The sequence below is a fragment of the Nocardia sp. NPDC057440 genome, from assembly GCF_042802915.1.
Lineage (GTDB): Bacteria > Actinomycetota > Actinomycetes > Mycobacteriales > Mycobacteriaceae > Nocardia.
Map to the genome: position 1 here is coordinate 239,570 of NZ_JBHVDF010000001.1, position 17,327 is coordinate 256,896.

12 protein-coding genes are annotated in these 17,327 nt (G+C 66.9%); 7 read left to right on the forward strand and 5 right to left on the reverse strand.

Annotation, left to right across the window (positions count from 1 at the left end):
• Nucleotides 1–185: 185 nt before the first annotated feature.
• A complete protein-coding gene (locus tag ACFU4Z_RS01175) occupies nt 186–1,307 on the forward strand; it encodes a serine/threonine-protein kinase (RefSeq protein ID WP_379058575.1) in 1,122 nt (373 codons plus the stop codon).
• Nucleotides 1,308–1,313: 6 nt separating this feature from the next.
• Here ACFU4Z_RS01175 and ACFU4Z_RS01180 read toward each other — a convergent pair whose 3' ends face one another.
• Nucleotides 1,314–1,949: a response regulator gene (locus tag ACFU4Z_RS01180; RefSeq protein WP_379059288.1), complete on the reverse strand. Its 636-nt coding sequence runs from the start codon at nt 1,947–1,949 to the stop codon at nt 1,314–1,316.
• A gap of 156 nt (nt 1,950–2,105) precedes the next feature.
• The gene (locus tag ACFU4Z_RS01185; RefSeq protein ID WP_379058578.1) at nt 2,106–3,410 is read right to left on the reverse strand and encodes a PspC domain-containing protein; all 1,305 of its coding nucleotides are present in this window, start codon (nt 3,408–3,410) and stop codon (nt 2,106–2,108) included.
• A gap of 896 nt (nt 3,411–4,306) precedes the next feature.
• On the opposite strand from ACFU4Z_RS01185, the gene ACFU4Z_RS01190 reads away from it, so the two are divergent.
• From ACFU4Z_RS01190 to ACFU4Z_RS01210, 5 genes are all read left to right on the forward strand, one after another.
• Nucleotides 4,307–4,951, forward strand: a complete 645-nt coding sequence (locus tag ACFU4Z_RS01190) for an MspA family porin (protein WP_379058581.1) — start codon at nt 4,307–4,309, stop codon at nt 4,949–4,951.
• A gap of 125 nt (nt 4,952–5,076) precedes the next feature.
• The gene (locus ACFU4Z_RS01195) at nt 5,077–9,102 is read left to right on the forward strand and encodes a hypothetical protein (protein ID WP_379058583.1); all 4,026 of its coding nucleotides are present in this window, start codon (nt 5,077–5,079) and stop codon (nt 9,100–9,102) included.
• 212 nt (nt 9,103–9,314) lie between these two features.
• Nucleotides 9,315–10,958: a PspC domain-containing protein gene (locus tag ACFU4Z_RS01200; protein WP_379058585.1), complete on the forward strand. Its 1,644-nt coding sequence runs from the start codon at nt 9,315–9,317 to the stop codon at nt 10,956–10,958.
• On the forward strand, nt 10,951–11,169 hold the full coding sequence (locus ACFU4Z_RS01205) for a hypothetical protein (protein WP_379058587.1): 219 nt from the start codon (nt 10,951–10,953) through the stop codon (nt 11,167–11,169). The genes ACFU4Z_RS01200 and ACFU4Z_RS01205 overlap by 8 nt, the downstream gene beginning before the upstream one ends.
• A gap of 77 nt (nt 11,170–11,246) precedes the next feature.
• Nucleotides 11,247–11,417, forward strand: a complete 171-nt coding sequence (locus tag ACFU4Z_RS01210) for a hypothetical protein (protein ID WP_379058589.1) — start codon at nt 11,247–11,249, stop codon at nt 11,415–11,417.
• A 134-nt stretch (nt 11,418–11,551) separates the two neighbouring features.
• On the opposite strand, the gene guaA is transcribed toward ACFU4Z_RS01210, so the two are convergent.
• The gene (gene guaA / locus ACFU4Z_RS01215) at nt 11,552–13,132 is read right to left on the reverse strand and encodes a glutamine-hydrolyzing GMP synthase (RefSeq protein WP_379058592.1); all 1,581 of its coding nucleotides are present in this window, start codon (nt 13,130–13,132) and stop codon (nt 11,552–11,554) included.
• A 66-nt stretch (nt 13,133–13,198) separates the two neighbouring features.
• Here guaA and ACFU4Z_RS01220 point away from each other — a divergent pair, with 66 nt between their 5' ends.
• Entirely contained in the window at nt 13,199–13,999 is an 801-nt protein-coding gene (locus tag ACFU4Z_RS01220; RefSeq protein WP_379058595.1) for an alpha/beta fold hydrolase, read from the forward strand.
• 119 nt (nt 14,000–14,118) lie between these two features.
• Here the strand turns inward: ACFU4Z_RS01220 and ACFU4Z_RS01225 are convergent, their stop codons facing one another.
• Entirely contained in the window at nt 14,119–15,276 is a 1,158-nt protein-coding gene (locus ACFU4Z_RS01225; protein WP_379058598.1) for a GuaB3 family IMP dehydrogenase-related protein, read from the reverse strand.
• Nucleotides 15,277–15,628: 352 nt separating this feature from the next.
• Nucleotides 15,629–17,173, reverse strand: coding sequence for an IMP dehydrogenase (gene guaB, locus ACFU4Z_RS01230; protein ID WP_328409426.1), 1,545 nt, complete (start codon nt 17,171–17,173; stop codon nt 15,629–15,631).
• Nucleotides 17,174–17,327 lie beyond the last annotated feature (154 nt).

Below are 17,327 nucleotides of genomic sequence, written 5' to 3' on the forward strand. Positions count from 1 at the left end.
ATCGAATATACGTTCGATACTTTCTTAGTAGAAACCCACCCCCGGGATCCGTCAAGAGCACGCCGCGAGTACTGTCACGCGCACTGCGAGCCCGGTATGGACGAGCGCTGAAATCACCGTCCGGGGCTGGCGGACTCTCGACTCGAATCAGGCCAGCTACCACCGAATTCGGATACCCTGCACCCATGATCGATCGCCCCCGCCCCATTGTCGGCCCGGACTATCTGGTCGCCGGCCGTTACCGCCTGCAGTCGAAGCTGGGTGGTGGCGGCATGGGCGCGGTGTGGCTCGCGCACGACCGGCTGCTGAACCGGGATGTCGCCATCAAGCAGGTGCTCTCCACCGCCGGCCTCGGCGAAGCGGAGGCGAACGCGATCCGCAGCCAGATCATGCACGAGGGGCGGGTGGCGGCGAAGCTCTCGCATGAGCACGCCATCGCCGTCTACGACGTGGTGCTGGAGGCGGGCGAGCCATGGCTGGTGATGGAGCACCTGCCCTCGCGCAATGTCGCGAAGGCATTGGCGCTGGTCGACACGCTGCCGCCGATCGAGGTGGCGCAGATCGGCGCCCAGGTCGCCGACGCATTGGCCGCCGCGCATGCCGCGGGCATCGTGCACCGCGATATCAAGCCGGGCAATATCCTCGTCGCCGACCGCGGTCCGGTCGTCGGCATGGCCAAGCTCAGCGACTTCGGCATCTCGCGCGGCGCGGGCGAAAGCTCCGACGACCCGGACGGCGTGATCACCGGCACCCCCGCCTACCTACCTCCCGAGGTGGCGCGCGGCGCACAGCCGACCGAGGCGAGCGATGTCTTCTCCCTCGGCGCCACCCTCTACACCGCGATCGAGGGGCAGCCGCCGTTCGGTCTCGACGACGATACCGATGTCCTTGTCACGCGCGCGGCGATGGCGCAGATCATTCCGCCCAGCCGCAGCGGCATGCTCACCAACGTCCTGCTGCACATGATGGAACCCGCACCGCAGCGGCGGCCGACGATGGCCCAGGCAAGAGACGAAATCCTCACCGCCGCCTTCGGTCCCGGGACCGGGCCCTATATTCTCGGCGCTCCGGTGCGCACCGAGGACGGCACGATTCCGGCGTGGGCGGCGCGGAATTCCGCGTCGGGACTGCGCAGTCCGCACTCCACGCCGTTGCCGCGACCGCATCGCACCCAAACAGTGGGGGTGCAGGCATCGGCGCCGCAGCGGGCCAAGCCGCCGCAGCCGAGCGCCGCGCCACTGGCGATCGCCGTCGGCCTGCTGATCGGCTTGATCATCATCATCGCCATTCTCATCGCGGTGATGTGAGCGCATTCAGTCGATGCGACGGCGGTGCGCCCAGCGGGTCAGCGCATTGCGGTTGGACTGCTGGGTTTTGCGGAGCACGTTGGAGGCGTGTGTCTCCACGGTTTTCACCGAAATGAACAGGGTTTCCGCGATTTCGCGGTAGGTGTAGCCGCGCGCGAGCAGGCGCAACACCTCCAGTTCGCGCGGCGTCAGCGAATCCAGTTCCGGATCCAGCGGCGGCTCCGGCACCGGTGACTTGCCGGTGAACGAGTCGAGGACGAACCCGGCCAGCCGCGGGCTGAACACCGCGTCGCCACCGGCAACCCGGCGGATGCCGTCGGCGAGTTCGGATCCCGAGATCGTCTTGGTCACATAGCCGCGCGCGCCCGCCCTGATCACCGCGATCACATCCTCGGCGGCGTCGGACACGCTCAGCGCCAAACACACCGGCCCGGCCTCGATCCCGGAAAGCACCGCGACCCCGCCGCCCTCGGGCATGTGCACATCGAGCAGCACGACATCGGGCTTGGCGGTATTGATCCCGGTAACCGCCTCGGCCACCCCACCGGCCTCTCCGACGACCTCCATATCGGGCTCGCGGCTCAGCTCCGCCCGGACACCCGAACGAAATACGGCGTGATCATCGACGAGAAAGACCCGCACGGTCACCCACTTCTCCTCTGTCTGTCGGTGGATCGCCCACCCTGACTGCCGACCGCCCTCGGGCGACCCGCACTCAATCGGTACCACAAGACTCACCCAGACCCTCGGGCTTCCTGATCCATCGCGACAACCGCCACACCGACCGTGCGGACTGCGTCACTTTCCGGGGTGCACCGGCTGCCGAACCCGGTCCGCCGTTTCGGCAGCGGTCGGCGCGGGGGCGTCATCCTGATCGTCGTGACCACCGGAATCAGTGCGCGGCATGATGATCCGCACCTCGGTGCCCCGGCCGGGGTTCGACAGAATCTCGACCTGCCCGCCGCGTCGTTCGATCCGGCCGCGGATGGATTTCGCCAGACCCTGCCGATCCTGCGGGATGGCCGCGATATCGAAGCCGGCGCCGCGGTCGCGCACGAAGACGCTCACCTGGTGCGGCTCGGTCTCGGCGAACAGGTCGATATCCGGGACTCCGGCGTGCTTGGCCGCGTTCACCAAGGCCTCCCGGCTCGCACCGAGCAGGGCGGTGAAATGTTCCTTGGGTAGGCCCGCGCCGGTGTCGCCGGGATCCATCGAGACATCCCCGACGGTTACCGGGGTGACCTTTACCCCGTGCTGGTCCTCTACTTCACCCGCGATCGTGCGCAAGGCCGCAGCCAGACTCGACTGCGCGGGGCCGGAATCCTCGAAAAGCCACTTCCGCAGTTCACGTTCCTGGCCGCGGGCCAGCCGGGCCACCTCCTGCGGGTCGTCGGCCTGCCGCTGGATGAGGGCCAGGGTCTGCAACACCGAATCGTGCAGGTGCGACGCGATCTCCTCGCGTTCCTCATTGCGGATACGGGCGGCGCGTTCGGCATTCAGCGCCCGCATCATGCGCAGCCACAGCGGCACCGTCAGCAGACCGGCTCCAACCAGTGTGACCGCCACCGCGATCAGCGCGGACCCGAGGGAACTCAGATCGATCCTGGCCAGCACCACCACACCGAGTCCGAGCACGATCAGCGTGACCCCCGCGACGATGCGCGACCACGTCACCACCGACGGACGCGCGGGCAGCCCGAGCAGCGACCGCGGACCATCGGTGTCGTATTCGCGCCACACCAGCGCCGCACCGACCGCAACCACCACGACCGGCATGATCACCTTCGCCGCGGTTCCGCTCAGCAGCCACGACACCGCGACCGCCAGCCCGATCCCGAGCAGCGCGAGCCCGATCCCCTGCCGGCGCTCCGCGCCGGAAGGCCGATCCGCGTCCGCACCGCCGGGGGTGAAGATCCACAACAACCCGTAGCCGACGATGCCCGCCCCGGCCAGCGCGGACAGCAGCACAAACGCCATCCGCACCTTGAATACGTCGACCTCGAAGTGATCGGCGATACCGCCCGCTACCCCACCGACAATCCGCCCACCCGAGCGCCGCACCAGCCGCGGATACGGGGGTTGCCCGGGATCGAACACCGGCATCGACCCCGATCCACCGGGCACCCCGAATCCCCGACCAGGGTCGAACCCCCGGGCAGGGTCATATCCCCGGGCAGCATCGAACGCGGGCACAGACGGGTACATGCTTTCGATACTGGCACGCCCCACCGACACCCGACCATCAGGAAACACCCTGATCTTCGCTGGTCGTGACACCGGCAACCGTTGTCATCGCTCGTGGTGGTTCAAACCGCGCGACTTGCCATTCGCCGAGGCAGGCATCGAACAGACAGTGGCCGACCGTGCTGTCGAAGTGTGATGCGACGTCCCAGCCGAGGTAGCAAGGGCCCGCTGACGCCGTCCAGCCCTGTATCAGGACCAGCAGCGTCTGGTCGACGACTGGCAGATGTGGGCCGAGCAAGCCGAGCCACTCGGCATCACACCCACCGTCGAAGTCGACACGACCCAGCCGATCGACCGCACCGCTCTTGCCCAGCGAATCGAGCTCATCGCAAGTCCACGCCGTTCCTGATCCGGCCGCGGCGGCTGAGCTTCGCACGACCGGGCCCGGCACACCGCCATGAATGCGGCGATCACGCCCCGAAACACTTCAAGCACGCCCTATACGCCGCAGTTCTCGTCCGGTCCGGACAGGACATCCTCGCTGACCTGGATTTCAGCAGGACCTCGGACGCCGAACTCAGACCTGAGCGGACGATAGTCCGAACTCTGGTCAGCGCGCGCTCGGCCGGTCCGGATAACTGCTGTCAACCGCATCTACCTGCGCTTTCTCGGTGTCCGGTCCAGGAGGGCCGTCGATCGGCGAGTGCTGCGGCCCTACGTTTCTTCCAAGCCGGAACAGCGACCCGAGCGACGACATCACGAGACGGATGCGGCACTCGCTCCATAGGGGGAGCAAGAACACACGGGGAGAAACAATGAACATCAAGCCGGTACTCGCCACCGCAGTCACCATGCTCGGGGTCACCCTGGCATCCGCACCGTTCGCCCATGCGGGCGGCATGGCGCCACACGAGAAGACAGTCACCGGGCCCAATGGATTCGCGTTCACCGTCGGGCACACCGACGAGGCGTTCCGTCCGATCGCACCACTCAACGGCATGCCGACCAACCGAGAAGTGTTCCTGGACGACACCTTCTACGGCCACGTCGACGCACCGGGAACGGGCACACTGAAGGCGGGCTATCTCCTCGCCTGCGCGGTCGACATCACCGCGACCGTCACCCTTGGCGCCGGCGTCGGCATCGACGCCGGATTCCACCTGGGCGTCAACGCAAGTGGCGATTCCACGACACCGAGTGCGAGCGCGGACCTCGGCCCGAGTCTGCACGCCGGCGCGGGCATCGACCTGTCGATCACACCGGGAAAGATCGAGAAGTTCGAGGTCGGCACGAAGGTGCTGCCGTCGGACAGCACCGGCTACCTGATCAGCCGCGACTTCCACCTGCTCGTACAGAACTGCGGTGGGCCACTCACCATCCGCTCCTACACGATCATCGAGGCACAATCGCCCGAGGCCGACGGTCGCGACGCGATATACGGCGATCCGATTTTCCTGTAATACCAGCCGGTTACGAGCGGCGATGCGGTCACCACCGCATCGCCGCTCACGTCGTCCCGGCCCGCCGAACGGGTTAGATTTGTTCCTATGTCTGTGTTGCCCGGGAAATTTGGTGGGCACACGTGGTGACCGAGGACACCGCCGCCGAAGACCGGGGGGAAATCCGATCACCGCGTGTGATATTCGCGCAACGGTTCGCTGAACTGTATGCCGCAGCGGGCAATCCGACACTGCGCAGGGTCGCTAACGCTGCCGAATCTCGGATGCGGGCCGCGCAGGGAGCGCGGCACGTACCGGCAGCTTCCGCACAGCGGATCAGCGACTGGAAGGCGGGGCGCAACGTGCCTGCCCGCTTCGAGTCCCTGCTTCCGGTGGTTCTCGCACTGATCGATCTGGCCAAAAAGGTGCAGCCACAGCGACCGCGACTGGAAGTCCATGAATGGCAACGCCTCTGGCAAGCAGCCATCACCTGGACACCGGACGACGATCAGGATGCGACCTGCCCGTATCTGGGCCTGGCGGCATACCGCGGGCAGGATAGAGAGCTCTTTTTCGGAAGATCCAGGCCCACTACCGAACTCACCGAGCTGATCCGAAGCACCGCCGATACCGCGGTCGGAATCATCGTCCTGATCGGCGCATCCGGCGCGGGCAAATCCTCACTGGTCGCCGCGGGGCTCATGCCGGCGCTTATCGCGACCGGCTGGTCCGTCGCCACCATGACGCCCGGTTCGAAACCACTTTCGGCGCTTGCGAAATCTGTTCCAATGGAAGGGATCTCGGTTGAACAGCCCATAGCCGAACGGGAGTCGGCACCCGACCAGGAGGCAACCCATAGGCCCGGACTCCTCGTCGTAGACCAGTTCGAGGAACTGTTCACGGTCTGCGACGACGAACGCGAGCGCGAAGCGTTCCTGACCACGCTGCACCGTTGGTCGACTCGGCCCCACACCACGGTAGTCATCGCATTGCGTGCCGACTTCTACGCACAATGCCTCACCTTTCCGGAACTCCAGGACGCACTCGAGCACCGTAGTTACCTACTCGGCCCGATGCGCCAAGACGAACTCGCCCAAGCCCTGACCAGACCCGCCGAACACGCTGGACTGGAATTGGAGTCCGGCTTGGAAGAGCTCGTCATCACCGAACTGTGCGGCGTCGGCGACCACGAGAACCGGCAGAGCTACGATCCCGGCGCACTGCCACTGCTCTCCCATGTCATGGCCGCGACGTGGCAGCACCGTGAGGGACGCAAACTCACCGTCGCCGGCTATCGCAAAGCAGGCGGCGTGGTCGGCTCCGTCGCCGCCACCGCCGAACAGGCATGGAGCGAACTGTCCGATCCCCAGCAGACTGCCGCGAAGGATGTGCTGCTCGGACTCGTTGCCGTAGCCCATGATTCGCGCGACACCCGCCGTATCGCCGCGCGCCCGGACCTGCTCCAACGCACCGCCGACCCGGTGTCCGCCACGGCGGCATTGGAATTGCTTGCCCGCACTCGACTGATCACGATGGACTCCGGCTCGGTGCACCTGACCCACGAGATCGTGCTGGACGCCTGGCCGCGACTACGTAGCTGGATCGATGAGGACCGCGTCGGCTACCTGGTCCGGCAACGGTTGGAATCCGAGGCTGTGGAATGGGATTCGACTGGGCAGGACCCGTCGCTGCTCTATCGCGGAACCCGGCTGGAGGCATCTCTCGACCACGTCGATCCACCGATAGTCGGTGGCTCGGCCCGCGCATTTCTCCATGCCTCCCGCGCGGCGCGCACCCATTCGAGAAGACGGTCCTCGCGGACCCGAATCGTCCTCGCCATGCTGGGCGTCGCGTTGCTGGTGCTCGGCGTCGTCGCCTACACGCAGACCAAACTCACCGAGCAGCAGCGCAACGATAAGGACTTCGGATCCGTACTGGCAGAGGCAGATCGGCTGCGGACTATTGATCCGACCCTTTCCGCCCAGCTGTATCTGGTCGCCGACCAACTCAGGCCTGGCGATCCAGAAATACGGGCTCGGGTGCTCGGCACTCAAAATACCCCTCTCGCAACGCCGATCGCCGCGCACGACGAAGGCATCCGCGCCATCGCCTATCGACGGGACGGCAAGGTTCTGGCATCCGCAAGCCACGACAACACGATCCGACTGTGGGATGTCAGCGATCCGCAGCGCCCCAAGGCATTAGGACAGTTGCTCGAATCCCGGTACGGCGCATATTCCATGGCATTCAGCCCCGACGGAAACGTGCTGGCGACCACCGCGACGGCGGCTGCGCCACAACTGTGGGACGTCCATGACCCCGGGCATCCTCGACTCTTCGGATCTCCGCCCACGGAGGTCGTCAAAAGCGGCTACTGGGTTGCTTTCGCACCGAGCGGACGGACGGTCGCGGTCGGATCGCCGGATAACACGCGCGTCACCCTGTGGGATATCGCCGATCGGGGTGCACCAAGGCCGCGGCAGGTGGTGCCTGCGCCACTGGATCGAAATCTCGCATCGTTCACGTTCAGCCAGAATGGCCGACTTCTTGCGGTGGCAACCAGCGACTGGGAACGCAGCACCTCGACCGTAGAGCTGTGGAGCATCGCGGAAGACGTCGCCACCCGCACCGGCACTGTGTTCGAGGTGCCATTCGGCATCGAACTCATGCGATTCAGTCCCGACGACACCATCCTGGCGCTTACCGGAATACACACGAATGGGCCGCTCAATCGCGTTGCCGCAACGCAGCTGTGGGCCCTCGGAGATCCGACGCATCCCCTCCCGATCGGGGCGCCGTTGCTGGACAACAAATCGCGTTCGCCGGGTGAACCCGGCCTCGCCTTCAGTCCGGACGGGCGCACGCTCGCCATCGGCGGAGAGGGGGGTGCACAGCTGTGGAACATTACCGATGCGGCCAGGCCGACGCCGCTGGGAGACTCGTTGGCAGCAATCCCGGTTCGCTGTCTCAGCAACGCAAAGGTCCCGACCCGCTGCACCGGCGCGACGGTCGGAACCGAGTTCAGCGCTGACGGAAAGACCCTCGCCATCGGGAGCGCCGAGGGGATCGTGCGATTGTGGTCGCTGGCTCCAGCGGAGCTCACCGGACACACCGGTTGGGGCCGGAGCCCGCAGTTCGACGCCGCGGGCGAACGAATGGTGACCGATTCGAGCGACGGCAGGTTCGTTGTGTGGGACTCTCGGAACCCGGGCGATCCGGTGCGAGTCGCGGAGTTCAGGATGTCTCCGGGATCCTTCATCCAAAGTGTGAGCAACGATGGGAAAACCCTGCTGGTGCACGATGAAACCGTCGGCACGGCCAAGGTGATCGATCTATCCGACCTCCGGCACATTCGCCCACTGTCCGACTGGAGAGCGCTGTCGCCCAACTGGGGTCCGAGGTCGTTCGATCGTGACTGGAATCTGCTGGTGACACTCCCCGACGCAGAAGCCCGCACCTTTCAGATCGTGGATGTCAGCGACCGCACTCGCCCGGTTCCACTGGGAACTCCGGTATCCGTGGCTCCCAACGCAATCATTATCGCCTGCTTCAACCCGACCGGCACCCTCCTCGCCGTCGCCGAAGCGATCTATGCCGAACCACCTTCCTCGCCCACGATCACGGGTACCCGAATGACCTTGTGGGACATGTCGAATCCGGCCCGGCCGGTTCGGCTCGGTGAATCTCCGCAACGACCGGCGTCACTGATCACTTCCCTGCTTGTGCACCCCGATGGTCGGACAGTCGTCACCTGGGGCAACGAAGCCTTTCAAGTCTGGGACATCTCGAACCCCGCAGCGCCCGCACAGCTCGGCGACCGAGTCTCCGCACATAACCTATCCATCGTCTCGATGGACTTCAGTCGCGATGGACGGACCCTGGCCACCTCGGGCACCGACGGTTCGGTTCGGCTGTGGGATTTCTCCGACCGCACGCACCCCCGCCCGATCGGCAGTTCCGTCGCACCCCCAGGCGTCAGCCCCTGGGTGGTGCGATTCCATCCCCATGGCAGTTTCCTCGCCGCCGCGAGCAAGGACGGGGCGCGACGCCTCTGGGATTTGGACCTACCGCACGCCATCGATCGCATCTGTACGGTCGCAGGCACAGCGATGACTCCCGAACTCTGGCAGCGCTACCTCCCCCAACTCCCGTACCGCCCGCCCTGCACGTGACCGACCGCGCCCCGGACACGAATAGTGCCCCTGGTCTACCGGAGCTGGCGCACGGCCCGGCCATACGGCTGAACGTGTCCACGTGCCGTGAGCACGGTGTTCGGGGATCTGATCGGGCGTTGAGTACAGACCGGGCGGTCCAAAAGGATCAGTGAATTTTTCAGGGTTACCCCCGATGTGCCGAAGTGCTGGTCAGGCCCACTATGGGAAACATGACGAAAACGAGCTTCGGCGATCAACTCCAGCAGATGTGGCACACGCGGCCCGTCCGCTTGCCGCGGCAAGGTCCGATCGCGGGCGTCGCGGCCGGTTTCGGGCGGCGCTACAACGTCGATCCGGTGCTGGTGCGGGTCGCGCTCGTGGTGTCGACGATCTTCGGTGGCGCCGGGATCGTGCTGTATCTCTTGGCCTGGCTGCTGCTGAGTGAAGACGGGGATCAGGCGTCGGCGGCGGAGTCGCTGTTCGGCAAGGGGCAGAGCTCGCAGTCCCAGACCAAGACCATCGTGTTGATCGTGGCGCTGGCCATCGCGGTGAGCACCATGGGCCCGGTCGGCGTCGGGCTGGCTGGCTCGGGGCTGATCAGCATGGCACTGATGCTGGCGGGCTGGTGGATGCTGCATATGCGGCAGCCGACACCGCCGCCCGGCACCAGCGCGTTCGGCGGTTTCGTCGCCGACGGTGGCATCGCCGCGACCGGCTATCCGGGCACGGTGTTCCCCTCGGGATCCCCGCTGCGGACGAACACCGCTGACTTCTACTCCCCCGATGTCCCGTCGACCAGCGTGTACACGCCGTACACCAAGCTGCCGGACGCCTACGTCCCGGACACACCGACTCAGCACGAGACGACACCGGTCCAGCAGGACGAGGCGACGACGACTCCGATTCAACACAGCGCAGGGGCTCAGTCCCAGCGCGTAGCTCCCGACGCGGTGCTGCTCGACGATGGCGATGCCGAGACCGTCCTGTTCAACAAGGACGATGCCGAGACTGTCCTATTGGACAAGAACACCACCGACGCAGCGCAGCTCGACAAGAACGACACCGACACCGTCCTGCTCGACACGAGCGCCGACACGGCACTGTCCGACAAAACTTCTTCCGGCGCAGAACCTCCGAAGCCCCCGGCCGCTCAGCTTCCGATGAGGACCACGAGCACACCGACCCACGCCGCCTTCGGCGAGCGGACTCCGCCCTCCTGGGATCCGCTCGGCGTCGCCCCGCTCGCCTGGGATCTGCCCGAACCGGCCCCTACCCGCACCATCGTCGCGCCGCCCCCGCAACGTCCACGCTCCCGGCTGACACCAGTGGTGCTCGGCCTCGCCATCCTCGCCGCGGCGGGAGCAGGCGCGGCGGCAGCCTCGGGCGTCGACTGGATGACTCCCGGGCGAATCGCGGCGGTGGCGCTGGCGGTGATCGGTCTCGGCATGGTGCTCGGCGCGTTCCTGCGGCGCGGCTACGGCCTGCTGGTGGTCACCGCCCCGTTGGCCGGATTCGTCCTGCTGGCTTCGATGATCGGGCCGATCGAGTTCGACAACGCCACCATGGGTGAGCGCACCTGGGTGCCTGCCTCGATCACCGAACTGAATGAGACATACGCGGTGACCATGGGAACCGGCACGCTGGACCTGCGGTCGCTGAATCTGACCGAGAGCCGCAGCGTAGATCTCGCGGTCAAGATGGGCGAGGCCAAGGTGCTGCTGCCCGCGGGCATGACAGTGCGCACCGAATGCACCGTCAATATGGGGGAGGTCAACTGCCCCACCGGGATTACCGGCCCGAACACTCCCGGCGCACCGGTGCTCGATCTGAAGGTCAACGTCCGGGCAGGCAATGCGGAGGTGCGTCATGGCTGACAAATCCGAGACCGACAACTCGACCGACCGCCGCGGACCGTCCGCCTCGCTGCTGATCGTCGGCCTGCTCGCACTCGCGGTCAGCGTCTGGGCCTTCGTCGGCCCGGCCTCGATGCCCGCGACCGGCGTGCTCCCACTCGGCTGGATCGTGGTGATCGCCGCCATCGTCATCGGCATCCTGCTGGTGGTCTCACCACGCAGACACCGCTGACGACAACCGAACATGACCAACGACAATGGCCCGTCCGCGAGACGGGCCATTCTTGTTGGACGACCGAGGAGAACGCGATGACCGCAGACCCGTTCGACAGACCCGACACCGACGACGAATCGACCGAGCCGGGAACCCCGGTGGGACGGATCATCCCGCTGACGCCGACCAGGTCCTATCTCGGCGGTGGCATGCTGCTCGGCCAGTTCATCCTCGGCAGGCCGACGGGATCCACCGCGCTGGAGTGACCAGGCGACCGAACCGGGCGGTCGAGCGGGGCGCGTCGCCTTCGACGCGGAGCGCACCGCTCGCCTCGACCCGCGCGGCCACCGCGCCCGATCGGCCACGAATCCCGTGGGAGCCGAACACGATCAGGCCCGTGTCACTCCCACTCGATGGTGCCCGGCGGCTTGCTCGTCACGTCGAGGACCACGCGGTTCACCTCAGCGACCTCGTTGGTGATGCGGGTGGAGATCCGCTCGAGCACCTCGTAGGGCAGCCGCGTCCAGTCCGCGGTCATGGCGTCTTCGCTGGAGACCGGGCGCAGCACGATCGGGTGACCGTAGGTGCGGCCGTCACCCTGCACGCCGACCGAGCGCACATCCGCGAGCAGCACGACGGGGCACTGCCAGATCTGCCGATCCAGGCTCGCGGCCGTAAGTTCTTCGCGGGCAATGGCATCGGCCTGACGCAAGGTGTCGAGCCGGTCCTCGGTGACCTCGCCGACGATGCGGATGGCCAGACCCGGACCCGGGAACGGCTGGCGCGCAACGATTTCCTCCGGCAGCCCGAGCTCACGACCGACCGCGCGCACCTCGTCCTTGAACAGCAGCCGCAGCGGCTCGACGAGTTCGAACTCCAGATCGTCCGGCAGGCCACCGACATTGTGGTGGCTCTTGATGTTCGCGGTACCCGTACCACCACCGGACTCGACGACATCCGGGTACAGCGTGCCTTGCACCAGGAACTCGACCGAGGGACCCGAGCCGTCCGACACCGCGCCGCCCTCGGCGATCACCACCTCCGACACCGCGTCCTCGAACGACCGGATGAACTCACGGCCGATGATCTTGCGCTTCTCCTCGGGGTCGGTGACGCCCTTCAGCTCGCCGAGGAATTTGTTTACCGCGTCCACGGTCACCAGCTTGGCGCCGGTCGCGGCGACGAAGTCCTGCTGCACCTGCTCGCGCTCCCCGGCCCGCAACAGGCCATGGTCGACGAACACACAGGTCAGCCGATCACCGATGGCACGCTGCACCAGCGCGGCCGCGACCGCGCTGTCCACGCCGCCGGACAGACCACAGATCGCGTGGCCGTCACCGACCTGCTCGCGCACCGAGGCGACCAGCGAGTCGGCGATATTGGCCGGGGTCCACGTCGCCGGAATACCGGCCAGCTCGTGCAGGAACCGGCTGAGTACCTGCTGACCGTGCGGCGAGTGCAGCACCTCCGGGTGATACTGCACGCCCGCCAGCTTGCGGGCCCGATCCTCGAACGCGGCGACGGGGGCGCCCGCACTGGTGCCGGTGACCTCGAAGCCCTCCGGCGCGTCGGTGACCGCATCGCCGTGGCTCATCCACACCGGCTGAATGGTTGGCAGGCCGCCGTGCAGCAGGCCGCCGTCGATATTGAGTTCGGTGCGGCCGTATTCGCGGGTGCCGGTGTGCGCGACCGTGCCTCCGAGCGCCTGCGCCATAGCCTGGAAGCCGTAGCAGATGCCGAAAACCGGGATGCCGAGATCGAACAGCCTGGCGTCCAGCTGTGGCGCGCCGTCGGCGTACACGCTGGACGGACCACCGGACAGGATCACCGCGAGCGGCTGCTTCTCGGCGATCTCCTCCACCGTGGTGGTGTGCGGGATCACCTCGGAGAAAACACTCGCTTCGCGGACCCGCCGGGCGATCAGCTGGGCGTACTGCGCGCCGAAGTCGACGACAAGGACGGGTCTCTGAGTATCTGCCACCGTCACAGTTTAATGAGGGCGCAAATCGTCCCGCGCACCCCCGCACCGCTGGTTATCCTCAAGCTCGTGCCATTCGCCCGCGCGATCGACGCCGACATCCACTATGAGGACAGCGGCGGGCACGGTCCGGTAGTGCTACTCGCACACGAATTCTTCATGGACCGAACGATGTTCGCGTCGCAAATGGCCGCGCTGGCACCGGAATTCCGCATTGTGTCCTGGGATGCGCGCGGCCACGGGCGCACCAGGGACCAGGGACTGCCCTTCACCTATTGGACCGCGGCGCGCGACGCGCTGACGGTGCTGGATCACCTCGGCGCTGAATGCGCCGTGGTCGGCGGGACCGCGCAAGGGGGCTTCACCGCTTTGCGCACCGCGCTCATCGCACCCGAGCGAGTGTCGGCGCTGATTCTCATCAGCACCGAAGCACACGGACCGACTCCCGAACAGTCGACGGCGACCCAGAAATTTCTGGACGAATGGTACGACGACAGCTCCAGGCAGGACGCGGTCGACCAGCTGGCGCACTGGTTGATCGGCGACGACGAATGGTACCGATCGATCTGGACCAAACGCTGGCTGGTGCGCGACCGCCGCGGCATCGAGGTCGCTGCGGGCTGCTTGCTCGGCCGGGATTCCGTGCTGGACCGACTGCCCGAAATCACCAGCCCCGCCTTGGTGATTCACGCCACCGACAGCGGCATCGCCCGCGACCGCGCCCAACAACTCGCCCATGGGCTGACCCGATCGACCTACGTCGAAATCGCGGGCGCGCGACTGGCCGTCACCATGACCCACCCGGAACCGGTGAACCATGCGATCCAGCAGTTCCTGCGGGACCGCACGGTTCCGACGCGAGTTCGTTGAGCGCGACGCGAGTTCGCGGCACACAACGGTTCACCGAGAGTTGAGCATCAATCGCTTCCCTGCGCGAATGCTCCGCACCGGCGAAACGTCCGCGCGCAGCCGGGCGTGGGCCGACCCGATCAAGCGCGAACGCTGAGCCCGACCTTCTGGAATTCCTTGAGGTCGGAGTAACCGGCCTTGGCCATCGAGCGACGGAGTCCGCCAACGAGATTCAGCGAACCGAACGGGTCGTCGGAGGGCCCGAACAGCACTCGCTCCAGGCTCGGCCGGACCACGTCGCCATCCGCGCTGTCGACCCAGCTCTCGTCGACCGGCAACAGCGCACCGCGCGGCACCGAAGGATGCGCGGCCGCCGAAGGCCAGTACCAGCCGCGGCCCGGAGCCTCGGCGGCGACGGACAGCGGCACACCGAGCATGGCGGCGTCCGCGCCGCAGGCGATCGCCTTGGCCAGCTGACCGGAAGTCGCGACGTCACCGTCGGCGATGACGTGCACGTAGCGGCCACCGGTCTCGTCCAGGTAGTCGCGGCGCGCGGCGGCGGCGTCGGCGATCGCGGTAGCCATCGGCACCCCGATGCCGAGCACCTCACCGGTAGTCGTCGCACCGGGGAAAGAGCCGTAGCCGACGATCACACCGGCCGCGCCGGTGCGCATCAGGTGCAGCGCGGTGCGGTGATCGCTCACGCCACCCGCGACCACCGGCACATCGAGCTCGGAGATGAAGGTCTTGAGATTCAGCGGCTCACCGTCGCCGACGTGCTCGGCGGAAATAATGGTGCCGTGCACGACGAGCAGGTCGATGCCGGCCTGCACCAGCGCCGGAGTCAGAGCGCGGGCATTCTGCGGGCTCACCCGCACCGCGACCGTGACGCCCGCGGCACGCACCTGCGCCACCGCGGCGGCCAGCAGATCCGGCTGCATCGGCGCGGCGTGCAGTTCTTGAAGCAACGCGACGGCCCGCTCGTAGCCGCCCTTGCCGACTAGCTCGACCAGCTGATCGATCTTCGCGGCGACATCGGCGTGCCTGGCCCACAAGCCCTCGCCGTTGATGACACCGAGCCCGCCGAGGCGGCCGAGCTCGATGGCGAACTCCGGCGAGACCAGCGCGTCGGTGGGGTGCGCGAGGAAGGGGATCTCGAACCGGTAGGCGTCCAGCTGCCAGGACAGCGATACCTGCTTCGACGAACGAGTCCGCCGCGACGGGACGATATCGACATCATCCAGCTCGTAGGTACGCCGAGCGGTCCGGCCCATGCCGATCTCGACCATGTCGCGCACTGTGTCTCCTTGTCTGATTTGCCGCGCCTGCGGCGCGGCGTGTTCGCGGCCCCCTTGGTCTCGCTTCCGAGCCGTCGAGACTCGCGCCTGCGGCGCGTGCGCTTCGACGACTCGGAAGCGAGACGGGCCGCGAACTCTAGTGCTCGATCTCGCTGCGCTCGAAAGACATCATCGTGCCGATGGAGCGTCGGTGGTGATCTCGCGACTGTTGTTGATTAGTTGTTAGTGGTAGGTCGGGAAGCGGTCCGCAGCCCGACCCACGCTCGACTGTTGGCCCTCCACACCGGAACGGCATGCGCACCAGGTCCATCATGCACGGACCGAGCGGTCCAGTACATCACCGTCGAGCCGACTAGCCGCGACCGGTGTAGTTAGGGGCCTCGACAGTCATCGTGATGTCGTGCGGGTGGCTCTCTTTGAGGCCGGCCGCGGTGATCTGCACGAACTGGGCTTCCTGCAGATGCGCGATCGACTGCGACCCGGTGTAGCCCATCGCGGCGCGCAGGCCGCCGACGAGCTGATGGATCACCTGGTTGACCGGGCCGCGGAACGGCACCCTGCCCTCGATACCCTCGGGCACCAGCTTGTCCTCGGCCAGCACGTCGTCCTGGAAGTAGCGGTCCTTCGAGAAGGACTTCGCCTGCCCACGCCCCTGCATGGCGCCGAGCGAACCCATGCCGCGGTAGCTCTTGAACTGCTTGCCGCCCACCAGGATCAGCTCACCGGGCGATTCGGCCGTGCCTGCCAGCACCGAGCCGAGCATCACGGTGGACGCGCCCGCCGCGATCGCCTTGGCGATGTCACCGGAGAACTGGATGCCGCCGTCGGCGATCACCGGCACGCCGTGCGGCTTGCAGGCGGCGACGGCCTCGAGGATGGCGGTGATCTGCGGCGCGCCGACACCGGCGACGACACGGGTCGTACAGATGGAGCCGGGGCCGACGCCGACCTTCACCGCGTCCGCACCCGCCTCGACGAGCGCGGCGGCGCCTGCCCGTGTCGCGACATTGCCGCCGACGATCTGGATGCGATCTCCCACCTCGGCCTTGACCTTGGTGACCATCTGCAGCACCTGCGCCTGATGTCCGTGCGCGGTGTCGACGATCAGCACGTCCACCCCGGCGTCGGCCAGCGTCATCGCACGCGACCACGCGTCGTCGCCGACACCGATCGCGGCGCCGACCAGCAGGCGGCCGTCGCGGTCCTTGGTGGCGTTCGGGTACTGATCGGTCTTGACGAAGTCCTTGACCGTGATGAGTCCGCGCAACCGGCCGCCGCCGTCGACGATCGGCAGCTTCTCGATCTTGTGCCTGCGTAGCAGACCGAGCGCGGCCTCCGCGGTGACGCCCTCCTGCGCGGTGATCAACGGCGCTCTGGTCATCACATCGGCGACGCGGCGGTTCTGGTCGACCTCGAAGCGCATGTCGCGGTTGGTGATGATGCCCACAAGCTCGCCGGTCTCATCCACGACGGGCAGGCCGGAAATACGGAAGCGCGCGCACATCGCGTCGACCTCGGCGAGGGTGTCGGTCGGGCGACAGGTCACCGGATCGGTCACCATGCCCGCCTCGGACCGCTTCACGGTTTCCACCTGCGCGGCCTGGTCCGCGGCCGCCAAGTTACGGTGCAGCACACCCATGCCGCCGGCACGCGCCATGGAGATGGCCATCCTGGCTTCGGTCACGGTGTCCATCGCGGAACTCACCAGCGGGGTGCGCAGCCGGATCTCGCGGGTCAGCTGGCTGGAGGTCTCCACCGAGCTGGGGATGAGGTCCGAAGCGGCCGGCAGCAGCAGCACATCGTCGAACGTGAGGCCGAGCATGGCGATCTTGTTCGGATCGTCACCACCCGTATGGGGGCGGACTCCGATACGTTCGCCCGGTACGGGATTACTCATTCGGATCGACCCCTCCTGGACGTCGAAAGCGACCGACACCGGTCGGCCGGCGTCGCGCAGAACTGATGGGATGGACGGTGACGGCTCCGCCAATGGTCGGGTACTGGCCGGCGCCTTTCACCCATGGTATCTGTCCCGCAAACTCGCCCACGAT